Genomic DNA, 17,866 nt, shown 5'->3' with positions numbered 1-17,866 from the left:
GCAATGGCTGAGCAGACCGGTCGCCGGCCGCTGATGGCCGGCAACTGGAAGATGAACCTGAACCACCTCGAGGCCATCAAGCTCGTCCAGACGCTGGCCTTCACGCTCACCGAGCAGCAGCTCAACGACGTGGAGACGGTGGTGCTCCCGCCGTTCGTCGACATCCGCAGCGTCCAGACGCTCGTCGACGGCGACAAGCTGCTCATCGGCTACGGCGCGCAGGACATCTCCGCGCACGCCTCGGGCGCCTACACCGGCGAGGTGTCCGGCGCCATGCTGGCGAAGCTGGGCTGCCAGTACGTGGTCGTCGGGCACTCGGAGCGCCGGCAGTACCACGGCGAGGACGACGCCCTGGTCAACGCCAAGGTGAAGGCGGCGCTGGCCAACGGCATCGTGCCGATCCTGTGCGTCGGCGAGGGCCTGGAGATCCGCGAGGCCGGCGAGCACGTGGGCTACACGCTCGCGCAGCTCGACGCCGCGCTGGAGAAGATCAAGACCGACGAGGTCGAGAAGATCGTCATCGCGTACGAGCCGGTCTGGGCGATCGGCACGGGCAAGGTGGCGACGCCGCAGGACGCGCAGGAGGTCATCGGGGCGATCCGCACCCGCCTGGCCGAGAAGTACACCGGCGGCACCGCCGACCGGGTGCGCATCCTCTACGGCGGCTCGGTCAAGCACGACAACGTCGCGGCGATCATCGAGCAGCCCGACATCGACGGCGCGCTCGTCGGTGGCGCCAGCATCGACGCCGAGGGCTTTGTCAGGATTGTCCGCCTCGGCAAGTAGGTCTCGGTAACCACGGAAACACCCAGCGTCGCGCGGCCTTTCGCAGGTCGCGCGACGCTTTGTTTACCCCGCCACCCCCTGTACCGCGGCGGGTGAATGCCGCCTAAAGTGGCTGCGTCCACCACCCCTTGACCTGGCGTCAAGCCAGCGGGCCGCGGCCCACCCGCCACGAACGGGTGACCGTCCCGCGGGCCGCGCCGTGAGGACGAGCATGTTGTTCGACAAGCGCCGCCGTCGTGCCCTCGTTTCGACCCTGGCCGGACTGGCGCTGCTGGCGACGGCAGGGTGCAGCGACGCCGACGCCAAGAACCAGCCGAAGCCGCCGAAGACCGGCGGGACCCTGCACGTGGTGGTGAGCGCGAAGCCCGCGCACCTGGACCCGCAGCGGGTCGCCACGGCCACCGAGGCCAACGTCAACCGCCTCATCACCCGGACGCTCACCACGTTCAAGTCCGAGCCGGGCGCGGCCGCCAGCGAGATCGTGGGCGATCTCGCCACCGACGCCGGCCGCCCGAGCGAGGGCAACCGGGTCTGGGACTTCCAGCTCAAGGACGACGTGCGCTGGGAGGACGGCACCCCGATCACCTGCGCCGACGTCAAGTACGGCGTCGAGCGCAGCTTCTCCGGCCTGTTCTCCGTCTCCCAGCCGTACGGCAAGATCTACCTCGCCGACACCGACGGCTACGCCGGCCCGTTCGTCGGCGGCAACAACGGTGGCAAGGGCCTCTCGTCGGTGCAGTGCGTGGACAACCGCAACATCCGGTTCACGCTGAACCAGCCGATCGGCGACTTCGGGTACACCGTGGCCATGTCCATGTTCGCCCCCGTGCCGGCGAAGCAGGACACCAAGAACGACTACGACAAGCACCCGTTCTCCTCCGGGCCGTACAAGCTGCAGGAGGTCACCGACCAGCAGCTGGTCTACGTGCGCAACTCCTACTGGGACCGCAAGACCGACAGCGTCCGCAAGGCCTACCCGGACAAGATCGTCATTGAGGCCAACGGCGACCTGCCGACCGTCACGTCCAACCTGATCACCAGCGACGGCGACAACGCCGACACGATCGACCTGGACAAGAACGTCGCGCCGAACTTCGTCCAGCAGGTCGTCAACGACCCGGACCTGTCGGCGCGGGCGGTCCAGGGCAGCTACGGCGGCATCCGGTACCTCGCCATCAACAGCAAGCGGATCCCGAACCTCGCCTGCCGCCAGGCGCTGGTGTACGCCTTCGACAAGCGCAAGTTCCGCGCGGCCGCCGGCGGCAGCGTCTACGGCGACTACGCCAACACGATGATCGCCCCGCAGCTCAAGGCCCACAAGGACTTCGACATCTACGACAGCACGAACAACGTCGAGGGCAAGCCCGACGTCGCGCTGAAGCTGATGGACGAGCAGCGCAAGGCCAACAAGCCCTGCCCGGCGACGCTCACCCTGTCGATCCCGGACCAGAAGGACATCCGCCGGCTGGCCACCACCGTCGTGGAGACCTACCAGCAGATCGGCATCCAGGTGAAGATCAACGGGATCGACCCGGAGACGTACTTCGACGTCATCGGCAACCCGGCGAACACCAACGACCTGCTGTGGGCCGGCTGGATCCCGGACTGGGCGAACGGCTCCGCGGTCATCCCGCCGCTGTTCGACGGCCGGCTCATCCCGACCAAGGCCAACGCCACGAACAACCAGGACTACGCGCTGCTCAACGACCCCGAGATCAACGACATGATCTCCGCGGCGCTGGCCGAGTCGGTCCCGGAGCGGCAGTACCGGCTGTGGGGCGAACTCGACCAGAAGATCGCCGAGCAGGCCGTGACGATCCCGATCGTCTACATGAAGGCGCTGCGCATGGCGGGCACGAACGTGCGCGGCGGGTTCATCCACCCGCAGTTCGGCCAGCCCGACCTGTGCGCACTCGGCCTCGCCTAGTAAGCTCTCCCCGATACGCGCTCCACCCATTGCAGAACCGGCCCACCGAGAGGACGACCGCGCCATGACGGCGTTCGCCTACACCCTGATCGTGCTGCTGGTCATCACCAGCGTGCTGCTGACCATGCTCGTGCTCCTGCACCGCGGCAAGGGCGGCGGCATGTCCAGCATGTTCGGCGGCGGCGTGTCCTCGAGCCTCGCGGGCTCCTCCGTCGCCGAGAAGAACCTGGACCGTTACACGCTGCTGGTCGGCATCATCTGGTTCGCCTGCATCGTCGGTCTGGGCCTCTGGCTGAAAATTGTCCAGAACGGTGGTGCCTGAGCACACCGGGTAGTTTTAGACTCATGCGCGCGGTCCGGGTATTTTCGGGCCGCGCGCAGGTGTTTTCGCCCACACTCCTGCACTCCCCATGACGTCGTACCCCCCGACGAACAGGAGCGAGCAGCCGTGGCATCTGGCAACGCCATCCGCGGAACCCGAGTCGGCTCCGGCCCGATGCGCTGGGCCGAGCGAGGTGAACAGGCCCCCCGGCGCAGCGTCCGATACTGGTGCGCCAACGGCCACATGACCGAGCCGGCGTTCGCCGCCGAGATCACGCCCCCGATCCTCTGGGACTGTCCCCGGTGCGGCCTCCCGGCCGGCCAGGACGCCCAGCGCCCACCGGAGCGTCCCCGGCCCGAGCCGTACAAGTCCCACCTGGCCTACGTCAAGGAGCGGCGCAGCGACGCCGACGCCGAGGCCATCCTCCAGGAGGCGCTGGCCAAGCTACGCCAGCGCCGGGGCTGAACCGGGAAACCGAAACGAACCAACGCAACAACGAACCAACGCAACAACGAACCATGGCAACACGAAAAAGGCGCCGGCCCGAGGGAGGGCCGGCGCCTTTCGGCCGTTCAGACCAGGCTGCGGAACTTCGGCGGGAGCTCGTGCGCCGCGGCCGAGTCGAGCAGCCACAGCGTCAGGTCGCGGCCGTGCACGCCCGCCGCCGGGATCTGGCGCGGGCCCGCGTCGGCCAGGGCCAGGCCCACGGCGCTCGCCTTGCCGGTGCCGGAGGCGATCAGCCAGATCTCCTCGGCGGTGTTGATCGCCGGGAGGGTGAGCGTCGTGCGCACCGGCGGCGGCTTCGGGCTGCCGCGCACCGCCGAGACCGGGCGCGACTCCAGCGTCACCGGGTGCTCCGGGAACACCGAGGCCACGTGGCCGTCCTCGCCGACGCCGAGCAGGATCACGTCGAAGTGCGGCACCTCGGCGTGGCCGGGGCGGGCCGCCTCGGCCAGCTCCGCGGCGTAGCGGGCCGCAGCCGCCTCGGCGTCGTCGCCGTCCGGGCCGTCCGAGGGCGGCATCGGGTGCACGCGGGCCGGGTCGAGCTTCAGCGCGTCGAGCAGCGCCGCGCGGGCCTGCGTCTCGTTGCGCTCCGGGTCGCCGGCCGGCAGGAACCGCTCGTCGCCCCACCAGAGGTTCACCCGCGACCAGTCCACCGCGTCGCGCGCCGGGCTCTCCCGGATCGCCTGGTAGATCTGGGCGGCGATGCGCCCGCCGGTGAGCACCACCGACGCCTCGCCGCGCTCGGCCTGTGCGTCGGTGAGCCGCACGATGAGCCGCGCCGCCGCGGCCTCGGCGAGCAGTTTCGGCTCGGTGTGTACGACAACCTTGCTCTGGGTCACGGGGCAACGCTCCCCTGCAGTGGGGCGGCGGCGGCCTCGGGACGCTCCGCGAGGGCCGGGTCCTTCCAGATGTGCACGCGCGGCGCCGTGCGCTCGCCGAGCCGGCGCTTGCCGGTCCCGGCGGCCAGCGCCGCCGCGTACGGCTGGTCGGGGTCGAGGCGGCGCAGCTCCTCGGCGAGCTCGTCGCCGAGCGGGCGGCGGCTCAGCGGCAGGATGCGGTCCGGCTGCCCGGTGCGCTCCAGCGTCGCCACGCCCGCGTTGAGGTCGCGGACGAGGTTCATGGCGGTGCCGTCGGCGAGCTCCAGGTTGACCGACTCCATGATCTTGCCGGTGCCGGTCACGCGGGACGGGTGCACGCCCAGGCGGGCCTCCAGCCAGCCGCCGAGCAGCAGCGCGGTCGGGTCGAGCTCGGGCGCGACGATCGTCGCCGCCTTCACGCCCACCCGGTTGGCGTCGAACGCGCCGGCCAGCAGGGTGCGCCACGGGGTGATGCGCGACCACGCGAGGTCGGTGTCGCCGGGCACGTAGTCGTCGGAGCGCACCCGCAGCGCCGACACCGGGTCGTCGGACTGCGCGCTGTCGGTGATGCGGCGGTCGGCGACCACGCCCAGCGGGTCGTAGGCGATGCGCTCCGGCGGCGAGCACTGCCACCACGTCACCACCGGCACGTCCGGCGCGAGCAGCGGCATGACCACCGACTCGGCGTGCAGCGCCAGGCGGCCCTGCATGCGCATCACGACCGCCTCGCACGGGCCCAGCCGGCCGCCGACGACGATCTCGGCGTCGAGGCGCGAGCGCTGCTGCGTCACGTCGGCGCGCACGATGATGAGCAGCCGGCACGGGTGCGCGGAGGCGGCGATCGTGGCCGCCGCCTCGGCCTCGCGGACCTGCCGCTCGTCGACCACGGCGATGAGCGTCAGCGCCAGTCCGCTGGTCAGCCCGCCGGCGCTGCGCCGCTCGTTGGCCAGGGCCTTGACGACCTCGATGCCGGTCGTGTCCCACAAACCGATCATGTCCATGTCTCCTCTCGGGCCGGTCGCCTCAGGCCCGGCGCCAGGCGCGGCCCTCGCGGGCCAGCATCTCGTCGGCGGCCCGCGGACCCCACTCGCCCGCGCGGTACGGCTCCGGCGTCGAGCCGGACCACGCCTCCTCCAGCGGGTCGATCACGTTCCAGCTCGCATTGACCTCGGCCGAGTCCGGGAAGAGCGTCTTGTCGCCGATGAGCACGTCGAGGATGAGCCGCTCGTAGGCCTCCGGGCTCGCGTCGGTGAACGCCTCGCCGTACTGGAAGTCCATCGCGATGTCGCGGACCTCCATCTGGGTGCCCGGCACCTTCGAGCCGAACTTCAGCATCACGCCCTCGTCCGGCTGCACCCGGATGACCAGCTGGTTGTTGCCGAGCATCTCCACGTCCGCGTCGTTGAACGGCAGGTGCGGCGCCTTCTTGAACAGCACCGCGAGCTCGGTGACCCGCCGCGGCAGGCGTTTGCCGGCCCGGATGTAGAAGGGCACCCCGGCCCAGCGGCGGTTCTGGATGCCCAGCCGCACCGCCACGTACGTCTCCGTCTTGGACTCCGCCGGGACGTTCTTCTCCTCCAGGTACCCGGGCACCCGCTCGCCGGCCACCCAGCCGGTCAGGTACTGCCCACGGACCGTCTGCGTGAACACGTCGGTCGGCACCTTGATGGCGTTGAGCACCTTGAGCTTCTCGGTGCGGATCGCGTCGGCGTCGAAGGCCGTCGGCTCCTCCATCGCCACCAGGGCGAGCAGCTGCAGCAGGTGGTTCTGCAGGACGTCGCGGGCCGTGCCGACCGTGTCGTAGAACCCGGCGCGGGTGCCGATGCCGACGTCCTCGGCCATCGTGATCTGCACCGAGTCGACGTAGTTGGAGTTCCACACCGGCTCGAACAGGTTGTTGGCGAACCGCAGCGCCATGATGTTCTGGACGGTCTCCTTGCCCAGGTAGTGGTCGATGCGGAACACGTCCTGGGCGGTGAAGGCGTCGTCGACGAGGTCGTTGAGCTGCCGGGCCGAGCCCAGGTCGTAGCCGAACGGCTTCTCCACCACGACCCGCCGCCACCCGCCGGACTTCGCGTTGTCCGACATGCCGGTGCGCTCGAGCTGCTTGAGCACCACCGGGAACGCCGAGGGCGGGATCGACAGGTAGAAGGCGGCGTTGCCGGGGATGCCGGCGTCGTCGTGCAGGTCGTCGAGCGTCTGCGCCAGGTGGTCGAAGGCCGCGTCGTCCTCGAACGAGCCGGGCACGAACTTGATGTTGCCGGCCAGGCGCGACCACACCTCCTCCCGCCAGGTGGTGCGCGCGCCGTTCTGCGCGGCCTTGCGGGCCAGGTCCTCGAAGTCGCCGTCGCCCCAGTCGCGGCGGGCGAAGCCGAGCACGGCGAAGCTGGGCGGCAGCAGACCCCGGTTGGCCAGGTCGTAGACGGCCGGGATGAGCTTCTTGCGGGCCAGGTCACCGGTGACGCCGAAGATGACCAGCGCACAGGGCTCGGGAATCCGAGGCAGTCGCCGGTCCTGCGGGTCCCGCAGCGGATTGGTCATCAGTCTCAGCCTCCGAGGGCGGCCAACAGTTGGTCTGTACCGGTTGCCCGGTCGGTCAGATGCAAACGCAGGGTCGGGAACCGCCGTCCGGCCCGCCGGTCGGCGGCGGCCCGGGCGGCCTGCAGGCCACCGAACGTGTACGGCCCGCCGGGCACCGGCACGTCGCCGGTCACCGCGCCGGTCAGCTGCAGCACGGCGCCGAGACCGGTCCGGGCCGGGCGGCCGCCCCACCCGAAGGTGACGGCCCGCGCGACCCGCCCGGCGAGGGCGTCGCGCACGGCCGCCGCGGCGGCGTCGCCGTCGCGGTCGAGATAGGCGGCGATCGCCACGTATCCGCCCTCGGGCACGCCGCGCACCAGCGCGTCGATCGCGCCGATGAGGCCGGAGGCGCTCGTCTCGCCGTACACCTCGATGGAACCCTCGACCAGCGCGGGCGTTTCCGGCGGAATGTCCGATCCGCCCAAGGATACGCCGGATTCGGCGGCGGGCGCGCCGAGCATGCGGGCGGCCTGCTCCCAGGCGAGCAGTTGCGCGCCGAGCGGGCCGTTGACGGACAGGTCGGAGGCGATGCCGCCGCCGGGCATGATGGCCCGGCCGAGCGCGCCGCCGACGGTCACGCTGAGCACGTCGGGGCCCTCGTGCCCCCACGACGAGGGGTTCTCCAGGGCGACCGGGACGACGCCGGCGAAGACCGCGTCGATCCACTCGCCGAGGCCGTCGATGCCGGTGCCGTCGGGCGCGACGGCGAGCTTGTCGCGGCCCGAGCGGGCCGCCGCGGCGATCGCGGCGCCGAGCGCCGCGCCGGGTGCGTCGGGCGCGTGCGGCGCACCGACGGTCTCCGCCGCCGACCGGATGAACGGGGCCAGGCTGAAGCCGGCGGCGATGGCCGGCGCGGCCGGTGGAGGGGCCGGGGCGAGCAGGGCCGCGGCCTCGTCGAGCAGCGCGGCGGTGTCGGCGCCGGCCAGGCCGGGCGCCACCAGGCCGTACTCGCTCAGGGCGGACAGCGGGGAGGCGTCGGTAAGGAACAGCTCGGCGCCCCACGAGCGCCCGAGGGCCTCCAGGGGCGAGCCGGGCGCGGTCACCACCACCAGCGGCGCCGGGAAGACGCGCAGGTGGTCGTCGAGGTGGTCGGCCGTCTCGGCCGCGAGCACCACCACGGTCCGGTCGGGATGCGCCAGCGCCGCCGACACGCGGTGCGGGTCGGCGTCGTCGAGCACCGTCAGCCGCAGGCCGAGCGTGGCCGCGATCGCCCGGGCCGCGGCGGCCGGCGCACCCGTCGCCAGAAGCACTACATGATCGAGGCCCCGCGCGTGCAGGTTGCCGCGCAGGGCCTCGATGCGGCCCGGAAGCTCCGGGCCGGGGAGCGTGAGGCGGGGTGCGGGCTCGGCCGAGGGCGCGGCGCCGAACACCGTCAGCCCGGCCGCGGCGACCACGTTGTCGAGCAAATCAGACACCCGCCACCCCCTGCATGCCCTCATCTTGGCGCCAGCGAATGGCGGGCGCGTCAAGAACCCGTGAAACCTCCGGCCCGCGTGCGGATCAGGACGCGGCCGCCGAGTCGAGCGCCTTCTGCACCGTCTCGATCATCTCCTTGCCGCTGGCCGTGAACTTCTCCACGCCCTCGCGCTCGAGCACCTCGACGACGTCGTTGTAGTCGATGCCCACGGCGGCGAGGCGGTCCATGACCTGCTGCGCCTCGGCGTAGCCGCCGGTGACGGCGTCGAGGCGGACCTCGCCGTGGTCGGCGAAGGCGTGGATGACCGCCTCCGGCATCGTGTTGACCGTGCCGGGGGCGACGAGCTCCTCGACGTAGATCACGTCGCGGTACTCCGGGTTCTTCGTCGACGTCGAGGCCCACAGCGGCCGCTGCGGGTGCGCGCCCGCGTCGGCGAGGCCCTGCCAGCGCTCGGAGGAGAACTTCTCCTCGTAGAGCTTGTAGGCGAGCTTCGCGTTGGCGATCGCCGCCTTGCCCCGCAGCGCCTTGGCCTCGTCGGTGCCGATCTTCTCGAGGCGCTTGTCGTACTCGGTGTCGACGCGCGACACGAAGAACGACGCCACCGAGCCGATCTTGGACAGGTCGTGCCCGTTGGCCTTGGCCTGCTCGAGGCCGGCGAAGAAGGCCTCGATGACGGCGTCGTAGCGCTCGAGCGAGAAGATCAGCGTGACGTTGACGCTGATGCCCGCCGCGAGCGTCGCGGTGATCGCCGGCAGGCCCTCCGGGGTCGCCGGGATCTTGATGAACAGGTTGTCGCGGTCGACGAGCCACCACAGCGCCTTCGCCTCGGCGACGGTGCGGGCGGTGTCGTTGGCCAGGGTCGGGTCGACCTCGATCGAGACGCGCCCGTCGACGCCCTTGCTCGCGTCGGCGGCGGGTTTCATCACGTCGCACGCCCAGCGCACGTCGTAGCCCATGATCGCGCGCATCGCCTCGGCGACCGAGGTCTCGCGCACGGCCAGGTCCTTGTTCTGCTCCGCGTAGGCGTCGGCGGAGGTGACGGCCTTGGCGAAGATCGTCGGGTTGGTGGTCACGCCGGCCACGTGCTGCTCGCGGCGCAGCTTGTCCAGGTCGCCGCTGCTCAGCCGCAGCCGGGAGAGGTCGTCGAGCCAGATCGCCACGCCAGCGGCGGCGAGCTCGGCCAGCCGGTCGGAACTCATCGCGGGGTCTCCTTCTTCAGTTTCCGGCTCAGTTGCCGGTGGTGCTGCCGGTGATCTCGCCGACCTTGGCGAGCGAGGCGTGCGCGGCCGCGACGACGTGGTCGACGGTGAAGCCGAACTGCTCGAACAGCACCGTGTACGGGGCGCTCGCGCCGTAGTGCTCGATGCTCACGGCCTCGCCGCAGTCGCCGAGCAGCTTCTGCCAGGACATCGCGATGCCGGCCTCGACGGTGACGCGCGCCTTGACGCCGGTCGGGAGCACCTGCTGGCGGTACGCCGCGTCCTGCTCCTCGAACCACTCCTGGCACGGCATCGACACGACCCGCGTCGGCGTGCCCTCGGCCTCCAGGCGCTCCTGCGCCTTGACGGCGAGCTGCACCTCGGAGCCGGTGGCGACGATGATCACCTGCGGCTGGCCGTCGCTGGCGTCCTTGAGGATGTAGCCGCCCTTGGCCACGTTGTCCGCCGGGGCGTAGACGGTGCGGTCCAGCACGGGCAGGTTCTGGCGGGTGAGTGCGAGGGCGATCGGCTGGTTCTTGCGCTCCAGCGCCGCCTTCCACGCCTGCGCGGTCTCGTTGGCGTCGCCGGGGCGCACCACCGCGAGGCCGGGGATCGCCCGCAGCGCCGAGAGGTGCTCGATCGGCTGGTGCGTCGGGCCGTCCTCGCCGAGGCCGACCGAGTCGTGCGTCCACACGTAGATCACCGGCTGCTGCATGATCGCGGCCAGGCGCACCGCGGGGCGCATGTAGTCGGAGAAGACGAGGAACGTGCCGCCGTAGGGGCGGGTCGGGCCGTGCAGCTTGATCCCGTTGAGGATCGCGCCCATGCCGTGCTCGCGGATGCCGAAGTGCAGGGTGCGGCCGTACTCGTTGCCGGGGAACAGCTTCGTGCCGTACTGCGCCGGCAGGAACGACGGCTCGCCCTCCATCGTGGTGTTGTTGCTCTCCGCGAGGTCCGCCGAGCCGCCCCACAGCTCCGGCAGCACCGGCGCGAGCGCGTTGAGGGTGTCGCCGGACGCCTTGCGGGTCGCCACGCCCTTCTCGCTGGGCGGGAACTCCGGCAGCGCCTTCTCCCAGTCGTCGGGCAGCTCGCCCGCGTAGAGGCGGTCCAGCAGAACCGCGCGCTCGCCGGCGTCCTCGCGCCACTGCGCGAAGCCCTTCTCCCACTCCTCGTGCTGCGTCCGGCCGCGCTCGATGGCGCCGCGGGTGTGCGCGAGCACGTCCTCGGCGACGTCGAAGGACCGCGCCGGGTCGAAGCCCAGGATCTGCTTGGTCGCGGCGACCTCGTCGGCGCCGAGGGCGGAGCCGTGGATCTTGCCGGTGTTGTGCTTCTTCGGCGCCGGCCAGCCGATGATGGTGCGCAGCGCGATGAAGGACGGCTTGTCGGTCACGGCCTTCGCGGCCTGGATGGCGTCCCACAGCGCCACGACGTCCTCGGCGTAGACGCCGTCGCCGGCGTCGTGCCCGGCGCGCCAGTCGACGACCTGGGTGTGGAAGCCGTACGCCGCGTAGCGGGCCGCCACGTCCTCGCTCTTGGCGACCTTGGTGTCGTCCTCGATCGAGATCTCGTTGTCGTCGTAGATCACGACGAGGTTGCCCAGCTTCTGGTGCCCGGCCAGGGCGCTGACCTCGTGGCTGATGCCCTCTTCGATGTCGCCGTCGGAGCACAGCACGTAGACGAAGTGGTCGAAGAGGCTCTCGCCGACGGACGGCTCCGGGTCGAACAGGCCGCGCTCGCGGCGGGCCGCCATCGCGAAGCCCACGGCGTTGCCGATGCCCTGGCCCAGCGGGCCGGTGGTGGTCTCCACGCCGGCGGTGTGGCCGTGCTCGGGGTGGCCCGGGGTGAGCGAGCCCCACTGGCGCAGCGACTGCAGGTCGTCGAGGCTCAGCCCGTAGCCGGCCAGGTAGAGCTGGATGTACAGCGTCAGGCTCGAGTGACCGCAGGAGAGCACGAAGCGGTCGCGGCCGATCCAGCTCGGGTCGGTCGGGTCGTGCTTCATCACCTTCTGGAAGAGAAGGTATGCGGCAGGTGCCAGGCTCATCGCGGTGCCGGGGTGGCCGTTGCCGGCCTTTTCGACGGCGTCCATCGCCAGCACCCGGACCGTGTCGACCGCGCGCCGGTCGACGTCGGACCAGGAAAGCTCGGGACCCTTGACCTCTTCAACGCTCACGGCGGTGCTGCTCCTGTCGAACGGCGAGGTTGCGTTTGTCTTTTGCATGAACACTGTCTCGAAAGGGTTACCAGGTCGACCCTACCCACGATCGGGTGGCCCGACGCTCAGTCGACCATGTTTCGGACATCGGCGACACTGCCTCGGCAGCGCTCGGCACTGCCTGCGGCAACGGTAGACGATGACCGCACTGCCCCGGCGGCCCCGACGTGGCCGGGGCCGGGCGGCGCTAGATCGATTCAGCTGTACGCGAAATCGTAGCGCGGAGATCCATCGGATCCGGTACGGCAAGTGCCTCGCCCCGGCCCGCCGGGGCCGCCGTCCGACCTGCGCCGATCCTGTTCTACGATGCGGGGGCCCCGCTGATCTCGGTGGGACCCTCGCTCCGCCGCACTCTCCACCAGGCGACTCCGCCAGGACCGCGAGGCCCTGGAATATCGGGCAGCCGACGGGCAGCAACGCGGCCGACGCCGGAAGGTGGCAACCCAGACGTGACGCAGCTCGTCGACCATTCAGTCGTTGATCAGCGCGCGTCCGAGCCGGTCCGTCCCACGTCGGCGGCAGCCCTGGCCCGGGCACAGCGACAGCAGACGGCCGGCCGCCGCGCCGGCCTTGCGGCGGTGGTGAAGGCGTACGTCTCGCTCACCAAGCCCCGCATCATCGAGCTGCTGCTCATCACGACCGTCCCGGTGATGTTCCTGGCCAAGGGCGGGCTGCCCAACCTGTGGCTGGTCCTGGTCGTGCTCGTCGGCGGCTCGCTCGCCGCGGGCGCCGCCAACGCCCTGAACTGCTACATCGACCGCGACATCGACCAGGTGATGAAGCGCACGTCGCGGCGGCCCCTCGCGACGCACACCGTGTCGCCGCGCAGCGCCCTGGTCTTCGGCCTCACGCTCGCGGCCGTGTCCACGGTGCTCATGGCGACGTTCACCAACCTGCTCGCCACGCTGCTCACCGTCGGCGCGATCGCCTACTACGACCTCGTCTACACGCTGTGGCTCAAGCGGACCACGCCGCAGAACACGGTGTGGGGCGGCGCGTGCGGCGCGGCGCCCGTGCTCATCGGCTGGGCGGCGGTCACCGGCGGGCTGTCGTGGCCGGCGTGGGTGCTCTTCGCCGTCGTGTTCCTCTGGCAGCCGCCGCACTTCTACGCCCTGGCCATCAAGTTCAAGGCCGACTACGCGCGGGCCGGCATCCCGATGCTGCCCGTCGTGGCGAGCATGCGCCGGGTCGGGCTCGAGACGGTGGTGTACAGCTGGCTCACCGTCGCCGCCTCCGTCGCGCTCTGGCCGCTGGGGATGACCCCGCTGTACGGCGTCGTGGCGATCGTCACCGGCGCGATGCTGCTCGTCGAGTCGCACCGCCTCTACAACCGCGCCCGGCGCGAGGAACCGCTGAAGCCGATGCGGCTCTTCCACTGGTCCGTGACATATCTGACGCTGCTGTTCGTCGCGATCGCCGTCGACGCGCTCCTGCACTGAACCGCCGGCGCGGCACGGCAAGTACCGATGGCCCCAACCCCGCGCCAAAAGGTCCCCTAAGCGAAAGTTAAACCAGAAACGCCCGAATTTTTTGGCACGCCCGTCCCGCTGTACGGGACGTGACAGATATCTCGCTTTGCGCGCCGAATGAGGGCGAAGAAAATCCGGCTATTTGCGGACACTGTCGGGCGAATCGACGCCGGTCACCGCTAAACATGTTCGTAACAACGATCACAACGGGAGCGCAGTTCATCCGCGCTTGGTCTGCCGTCCCTCTAATGTGGCGCTCATGGCAGATGGTTCCGATACGACGATGACCCTGAGCCGCCCGGTGCCGGGCAGCCTGATCACCGGCATCAAGTCCTTCGCGGAGGACCACGGCGGCGCCAAGGCGGTCATCGAGTACGTCGGCCGGCGCGGTGCTCGCATCGTGCTCGTCGGAGAGGACGGCGTCTGGGGCGACCAGTTCGCCGAGGGCACGGACATCGCGCGCTCCGCCTGCGCGCAGGCCGGGGTCACGATCGAGAACGCGTGGGAGCGCGAGCTGCTGGAGCAGATGCGGCCGAGCAACGACCTGTGGCGCTCGATGGGCCGCCGCACCCTGTCCCGCTAGCCTCCGGCCCCGATCACCTGGGTATCTTCGCCGGGTGAACCAAGATCGCCTGAGTCAGCCCATACAGAGCCAACCCTTGTTGTCAGCCGCGACCCGGGCCGCCGCCCGGGTCGCTCTCGTTACCTGCACCGGCCTGCCCGACCTCGACGAGGACGACCGGGCGCTGATCCCGGCCCTCGCCGCGCGCGGCATCGCCGCCGAGCCCGTCGCCTGGAGCGACCCGGCGGCCGACTGGTCCGGCTACGACCTGGCCGTGATCCGTAACACCTGGGACTACGCCCGCCGCCGCGACGAGTTCGTCGCCTGGGCCCGGGCCGTGCCGCGGCTGGCCAACCCGGCCGGGGTCATCGAGTGGAACACCGACAAGCGGTACCTGCGCGACCTCGCCGCCGCCGGCGTCCCCGTCGTGCCGACCACCTGGGTCGAGCCCGGCGAGGAGTGGGTGCCGCCGGCCGAGGGCGAGATCGTGGTCAAGCCCGCGGTCAGCGTCGGCAGCATCGACACCGGGCGGTACGACCTTTCCACCCAGGCCGGCCTCGCCGCCGCGCTCGTGCGGCGCCTGCAGGGCGAGGGCCGGGTCGTGATGATCCAGCCGTACCTCGCCGGCGTCGACACGGCGGGGGAGACGGCGCTGATGTGCTTCCACGGCGAGCTCAGCCACGCGATCCGCAAGGGCGCCATTCTCACCGGGCCCTACGAGGGCACCGAAAAGCTGTACCAGAACGAGAACATCTCGCCGCGCACGCCGTCCGGCGCGGAGCGCGCGCTCGCCGAGCGGGTCCTCGCGGCGCTGCCGGCGCCGGTGGGCGAGCTGCTGTACGCCCGGATCGACCTGCTGCCGACGCCGGACGGGCCGGTGGTCATCGAGGTCGAGCTGACCGAGCCCTCGCTGTTCTTCGGCCACGCGCCGGGGGCGGCCGAGCGCTTCGCGGCGGCCGTGGAGCGCTCGCTGCTATAGCGGGCGGCTCGAGCGGTACGCGGCCCGGCCGGCCTATGCGCTGAACGCCTAGGCTGGCCGGCATGGCCGAGGACCTCGTGGGCGTCGAGGCGCCCCTGTTCATCCACCACGACGCCGCCACGGGCGAGCGCGTCGAGTTGTCCGCGACCGCGCTCGGCGAGTGGGCCGCCCGCGCGGCGGGGCTGCTGCGCGAGGGCTGCGGGCTCGGCGAAGGCGACCGGGCCGCGGTGCTGCTGCCGCCGCACTGGCTGAGCGCGGCGGCCCTGCTCGGCGCCTGGTCGGCGGGGATCACCGTCTCGCTGCAGGGCTGGGCGACCGCCGGGCTGGCCGTCCACGAGCCCGGCGCCGGCGAGCCGTACGACGTCTCCTTCGTCGCCGCCGCGCGCATCGGCTCGTGGCTGGAGAACGTTCCGGAGGCCACGCACCGGTTCTCGTGCTTCGGGGAGGCGCCGGAGGGGTACCGCGACCTCCGGGCCGCCCTCGATGCGTACCCGGCGCACACGCCGGCGTTCGGGCGCACCCGCGGTACCGATGCGGCCAGCGTCGACGGGACCAGCTACGGCCAGTGGGGCGCGATCGCGGCCGGCGTGGCCGAGCGGATCGGGCTGCGGGGCGGCGACCGGCTGCTGGTGAACGCCGGCGGGGACGACCACCCGGTCAAATGGCTGCTCGCGCCGCTGTCGGCCGGCGCCTCGATCGTGGTGTGCGCGAATGCGACCCCCGAAGCGTTGCGGGAGCACGGCGAGCGCGAGGGAGCCACCCACACGCTGCAATAACAACCATATGGTTGTGAAACTGCTCGGTTGTGGGTACCGTCGTGTCCATGGCGGTTGTCACCGACGAGCTGAGCCTCGTCTTCGCGGCCCTGGCCGACCCGACCAGGCGGGCGATCCTGGAGCGGCTCGCCGAGGGCGAGGCCACGGTCCACGAGCTGGCCGAGCCCTTCGCGATGACCCAGCAGGCGGTCTCGAAGCACCTGAAGGTCCTGGAGCAGGCCCGGCTCATCTCGCGCACGCGCAGCGCACAGTCGCGCCCGTGCGCCCTGGAGGGCGGGCGGCTGGCCGACGCGGCCGGCTGGATCGAGCGGCACCGCAAGGTGTGGTCGGACCGCCACGACCGCCTCGCCGCGCACATCGAGCGGCTCAAGGGGGTTGCCCGGTGAGCGAAGTAGGCGAGCTCACGTTCAGCCGCATCCACGAGGCATCGCCGGAGCTGCTGTTCGACTGCATGACGTCGCCGGAGCACCTGACCCACTTCTGGGGGCCGGCCGGGACCACGACGCCGCTGGACGGCATCGTCGTCGACCTGCGGCCCGGCGGCGCGTTCGAGACCACCATGGTCGGCGCGGACGGCGGGACGTACACCATGCGCGCCGTCTATGCCGAGATCGACCGCCCCCGGCGGCTCGTGTGGGTCGAGCCGGCCGTCGAGGGCGGGATGCGCACCGAGATCACCTTCACCGACCTCGGCGACGGGCGCACCGAGGTGCGCACCCACCAGACCAACGTGCCGGCCGTGTTCCTGAGCGCGCAGGCCCGGGCCGGGTTCAACACCAGCCTGGACCGCTTCGACGCCTACCTGGCCGAGCTCGGCCGCAACCGTTAGGAGCCAGCATGCCCACCGTTACCTCTGCCGACGGCACCGCCATCGGTTACGAAAGCGCCGGCGCCGGCCCGGCCCTGATCCTCGTCGACGGCGCCATGTGCTACCGCGCCGCCGGGCCGATGCGCCCCCTCGCCGCGCGGCTGCGGGAGCACTTCACCGTGTACACCTACGACCGGCGCGGCCGCGGCGACAGCGGCGACACGCTGCCCTACGACGTCGACCGCGAGACCGAGGACCTCCTCGCGCTCGTCGCCGCGGCCGGCGGTTCGGCCGCCGTCTACACCATGTCCTCGGGCGGGGCCGTCGGCCTGGCCGCCGCCGCGGCGAGCCCGGGCGTCACGGCCCTGGCGCTCTACGAGCCGCCGTTCATCGGCCCCGACCCGGCCTACTCGGCGGGGCTGGCCGACCTGCTCGCCGCGGACCGGCGCGGCGACGCGGTCGCGCTGTTCATGACCCGCGTCGGGATGCCGGCCGAGGCGATCGCCGGCTTCCGCGCGTCGCCCGCGTTCGCGATCCTCGAGGCGATCGCGCACACCCTCGCCTACGACGATGCCGTGCTGGGCAATGTCGTGCTGGGCAATGTAGTGCTGGGCAATGTCGCGATACCGGCGACGGTCGTCGCGGGCGGCGCCAGTCCCGCCTTCCTGCAGAACGCGGCCCGGGAGACGGCCGCCGCGCTGCCGGGCGCGCGCTTCGAGGTCCTCGACGGGCAGACGCACGACCCGGACCCGGACGCCCTGGCCCCGCTGCTGGTCAAGCTGCTGAGCTGAACCGCACGTGACGGCGGCGCCGCAGGCGCACGGACGTCAGCGCCGCCGTCACGCCCACCAGCAGCAGCGTGCAGAGCGCCGCGTGCAGCAGCCCACGCTGCAGGTAGCCGGCGTCGGTGCGGTCGACCGTGTACGTGCCGATCTCCCGGTTCGACCACAGCGGCAGCAGCCGCGCCGCGCTCTTCGCCGGGTCCATCAGGAACTGCAGGCCGAGCAGCGTGATGAGCAGCAGCGCGCCCTCCAGGTCGCGCGGCACGACGGCGCCGATGAGCAGGCCCATCGGCGCGGCCACCACGACCGACACGGCGATCAGCACCGCGAGCGCGCCGGGGCGTTGCAGGTCCTGGTCGACGACGATGACGGCCCAGTAGGCGGCGCCGAGCGCCAGCCCGATGCCGAGCAGCGCGACGAGGCGGCCGGCGTAGAGCTGGCCGGGGCGGTAGCCGCCGATGCGCAGCCGCGGCTCGGCGCCCTTGGCCGCGGTGCCGGCGAACAGGGCCAGGGTGCTGACGGTCCAGGACAGGCCGAGGGTCGCGAACCGGATCGACTGGCCGACCTTGTCGTCGTGGCGGGCCAGGTAGAAGGCGAGGGGGACGAGGGCCAGCAGGGTGAGGGCGCCGCGGCGGCGCAGCAGGTCGCGGGCCACCATCTCGGCGACGATCAGGGTCTTGCGCATC

At 71.7% G+C, this 17,866-nt stretch carries 18 protein-coding genes; 11 read left to right on the top strand and 7 right to left on the bottom strand.

The features are described from left to right. The first annotated feature begins 3 nt into the window (after window positions 1-3). From tpiA to ABD901_RS08380, 4 genes are all read left to right on the top strand, one after another. A complete protein-coding gene (gene tpiA, locus ABD901_RS08395; RefSeq protein WP_345123002.1) occupies window positions 4-786 on the top strand; it encodes a triose-phosphate isomerase in 783 nt (260 codons plus the stop codon). A 211-nt stretch (window positions 787-997) separates the two neighbouring features. After that, a complete protein-coding gene (locus tag ABD901_RS08390; RefSeq protein WP_345123000.1) occupies window positions 998-2,713 on the top strand; it encodes an ABC transporter substrate-binding protein in 1,716 nt (571 codons plus the stop codon). Between the two features lie 64 nt (window positions 2,714-2,777). Further along, entirely contained in the window at window positions 2,778-3,035 is a 258-nt protein-coding gene (gene secG, locus ABD901_RS08385) for a preprotein translocase subunit SecG (RefSeq protein WP_345122998.1), read from the top strand. 126 nt (window positions 3,036-3,161) lie between these two features. Next, window positions 3,162-3,500, top strand: coding sequence for an RNA polymerase-binding protein RbpA (locus tag ABD901_RS08380; protein ID WP_345122997.1), 339 nt, complete (start codon window positions 3,162-3,164; stop codon window positions 3,498-3,500). A 107-nt stretch (window positions 3,501-3,607) separates the two neighbouring features. Here the strand turns inward: ABD901_RS08380 and pgl are convergent, their stop codons facing one another. The 6 genes from pgl to tkt form a co-directional block, all read right to left on the bottom strand. Continuing rightward, on the bottom strand, window positions 3,608-4,378 hold the full coding sequence (gene pgl, locus ABD901_RS08375) for a 6-phosphogluconolactonase (RefSeq protein ID WP_345122995.1): 771 nt from the start codon (window positions 4,376-4,378) through the stop codon (window positions 3,608-3,610). Beyond that, window positions 4,375-5,391, bottom strand: coding sequence for a glucose-6-phosphate dehydrogenase assembly protein OpcA (locus ABD901_RS08370; protein WP_345122993.1), 1,017 nt, complete (start codon window positions 5,389-5,391; stop codon window positions 4,375-4,377). The genes pgl and ABD901_RS08370 overlap by 4 nt, the downstream gene beginning before the upstream one ends. A 28-nt stretch (window positions 5,392-5,419) precedes the next feature. After that, window positions 5,420-6,937 carry a glucose-6-phosphate dehydrogenase gene (gene zwf, locus ABD901_RS08365; RefSeq protein ID WP_345122991.1) on the bottom strand — a complete coding sequence of 506 codons (1,518 nt, stop codon included), beginning with the start codon at window positions 6,935-6,937 and terminating at the stop codon, window positions 5,420-5,422. A 5-nt stretch (window positions 6,938-6,942) separates the two neighbouring features. Next, window positions 6,943-8,391, bottom strand: a complete 1,449-nt coding sequence (locus tag ABD901_RS08360; protein ID WP_345122988.1) for a glucose-6-phosphate isomerase — start codon at window positions 8,389-8,391, stop codon at window positions 6,943-6,945. An 85-nt stretch (window positions 8,392-8,476) separates the two neighbouring features. After that, window positions 8,477-9,592: a transaldolase gene (gene tal / locus ABD901_RS08355; protein ID WP_345122986.1), complete on the bottom strand. Its 1,116-nt coding sequence runs from the start codon at window positions 9,590-9,592 to the stop codon at window positions 8,477-8,479. Between the two features lie 28 nt (window positions 9,593-9,620). Next, complete coding sequence (gene tkt / locus ABD901_RS08350; protein ID WP_380139764.1) at window positions 9,621-11,678, bottom strand: transketolase; 2,058 nt, start codon at window positions 11,676-11,678, stop codon at window positions 9,621-9,623. A 650-nt stretch (window positions 11,679-12,328) separates the two neighbouring features. On the opposite strand from tkt, the gene ABD901_RS08345 reads away from it, so the two are divergent. From ABD901_RS08345 to ABD901_RS08315, 7 genes are all read left to right on the top strand, one after another. After that, the gene (locus ABD901_RS08345; protein ID WP_345123576.1) at window positions 12,329-13,243 is read left to right on the top strand and encodes a heme o synthase; all 915 of its coding nucleotides are present in this window, start codon (window positions 12,329-12,331) and stop codon (window positions 13,241-13,243) included. A gap of 289 nt (window positions 13,244-13,532) precedes the next feature. Further along, entirely contained in the window at window positions 13,533-13,856 is a 324-nt protein-coding gene (locus ABD901_RS08340) for a hypothetical protein (RefSeq protein ID WP_345122982.1), read from the top strand. 76 nt (window positions 13,857-13,932) lie between these two features. Then, a complete protein-coding gene (locus ABD901_RS08335) occupies window positions 13,933-14,814 on the top strand; it encodes an ATP-grasp domain-containing protein (protein ID WP_345122980.1) in 882 nt (293 codons plus the stop codon). 62 nt (window positions 14,815-14,876) lie between these two features. Beyond that, window positions 14,877-15,590 carry a TIGR03089 family protein gene (locus ABD901_RS08330; protein ID WP_345122978.1) on the top strand — a complete coding sequence of 238 codons (714 nt, stop codon included), beginning with the start codon at window positions 14,877-14,879 and terminating at the stop codon, window positions 15,588-15,590. 47 nt (window positions 15,591-15,637) lie between these two features. Then, window positions 15,638-15,976: an ArsR/SmtB family transcription factor gene (locus ABD901_RS08325; RefSeq protein WP_345122976.1), complete on the top strand. Its 339-nt coding sequence runs from the start codon at window positions 15,638-15,640 to the stop codon at window positions 15,974-15,976. Next, the gene (locus tag ABD901_RS08320) at window positions 15,973-16,419 is read left to right on the top strand and encodes an SRPBCC family protein (protein ID WP_345122974.1); all 447 of its coding nucleotides are present in this window, start codon (window positions 15,973-15,975) and stop codon (window positions 16,417-16,419) included. Before ABD901_RS08325 ends, ABD901_RS08320 begins: the two co-directional genes overlap by 4 nt. Before the next feature lie 8 nt (window positions 16,420-16,427). Continuing rightward, a complete protein-coding gene (locus tag ABD901_RS08315; RefSeq protein ID WP_345122972.1) occupies window positions 16,428-17,189 on the top strand; it encodes an alpha/beta fold hydrolase in 762 nt (253 codons plus the stop codon). Here the strand turns inward: ABD901_RS08315 and ABD901_RS08310 are convergent. Further along, on the bottom strand, window positions 17,173-17,865 hold the full coding sequence (locus ABD901_RS08310) for a hypothetical protein (protein ID WP_345122971.1): 693 nt from the start codon (window positions 17,863-17,865) through the stop codon (window positions 17,173-17,175). The two genes, ABD901_RS08315 and ABD901_RS08310, sit on opposite strands and share 17 nt — an antisense overlap. Window position 17,866: the final 1 nt, after the last annotated feature.

This window comes from Dactylosporangium darangshiense (assembly GCF_039537565.1).
Classification (GTDB): Bacteria; Actinomycetota; Actinomycetes; order Mycobacteriales; family Micromonosporaceae; genus Dactylosporangium; species Dactylosporangium darangshiense.
This window is presented reverse-complemented; position numbering and strand designations above follow the sequence as displayed.

Excerpts from the sequence above, each read along its gene's own strand:
- tpiA (WP_345123002.1), top strand. The coding sequence starts at position 4 with ATGGCTGAGCAGACCGGTCGCCGGCCGCTGATGGCCGGCAACTGGAAG.
- ABD901_RS08390 (WP_345123000.1), top strand. The coding sequence starts at position 998 with ATGTTGTTCGACAAGCGCCGCCGTCGTGCCCTCGTTTCGACCCTGGCC.
- secG (WP_345122998.1), top strand. The coding sequence starts at position 2,778 with ATGACGGCGTTCGCCTACACCCTGATCGTGCTGCTGGTCATCACCAGC.
- ABD901_RS08370 (WP_345122993.1), bottom strand. The coding sequence starts at position 5,391 with ATGATCGGTTTGTGGGACACGACCGGCATCGAGGTCGTCAAGGCCCTG.
- zwf (WP_345122991.1), bottom strand. The coding sequence starts at position 6,937 with ATGACCAATCCGCTGCGGGACCCGCAGGACCGGCGACTGCCTCGGATT.
- tal (WP_345122986.1), bottom strand. The coding sequence starts at position 9,592 with ATGAGTTCCGACCGGCTGGCCGAGCTCGCCGCCGCTGGCGTGGCGATC.
- tkt (WP_380139764.1), bottom strand. The coding sequence starts at position 11,678 with ATGGACGCCGTCGAAAAGGCCGGCAACGGCCACCCCGGCACCGCGATG.
- ABD901_RS08340 (WP_345122982.1), top strand. The coding sequence starts at position 13,533 with ATGGCAGATGGTTCCGATACGACGATGACCCTGAGCCGCCCGGTGCCG.
- ABD901_RS08330 (WP_345122978.1), top strand. The coding sequence starts at position 14,877 with ATGGCCGAGGACCTCGTGGGCGTCGAGGCGCCCCTGTTCATCCACCAC.
- ABD901_RS08325 (WP_345122976.1), top strand. The coding sequence starts at position 15,638 with ATGGCGGTTGTCACCGACGAGCTGAGCCTCGTCTTCGCGGCCCTGGCC.
- ABD901_RS08315 (WP_345122972.1), top strand. The coding sequence starts at position 16,428 with ATGCCCACCGTTACCTCTGCCGACGGCACCGCCATCGGTTACGAAAGC.
- ABD901_RS08310 (WP_345122971.1), bottom strand. The coding sequence starts at position 17,865 with ATGCGCAAGACCCTGATCGTCGCCGAGATGGTGGCCCGCGACCTGCTG.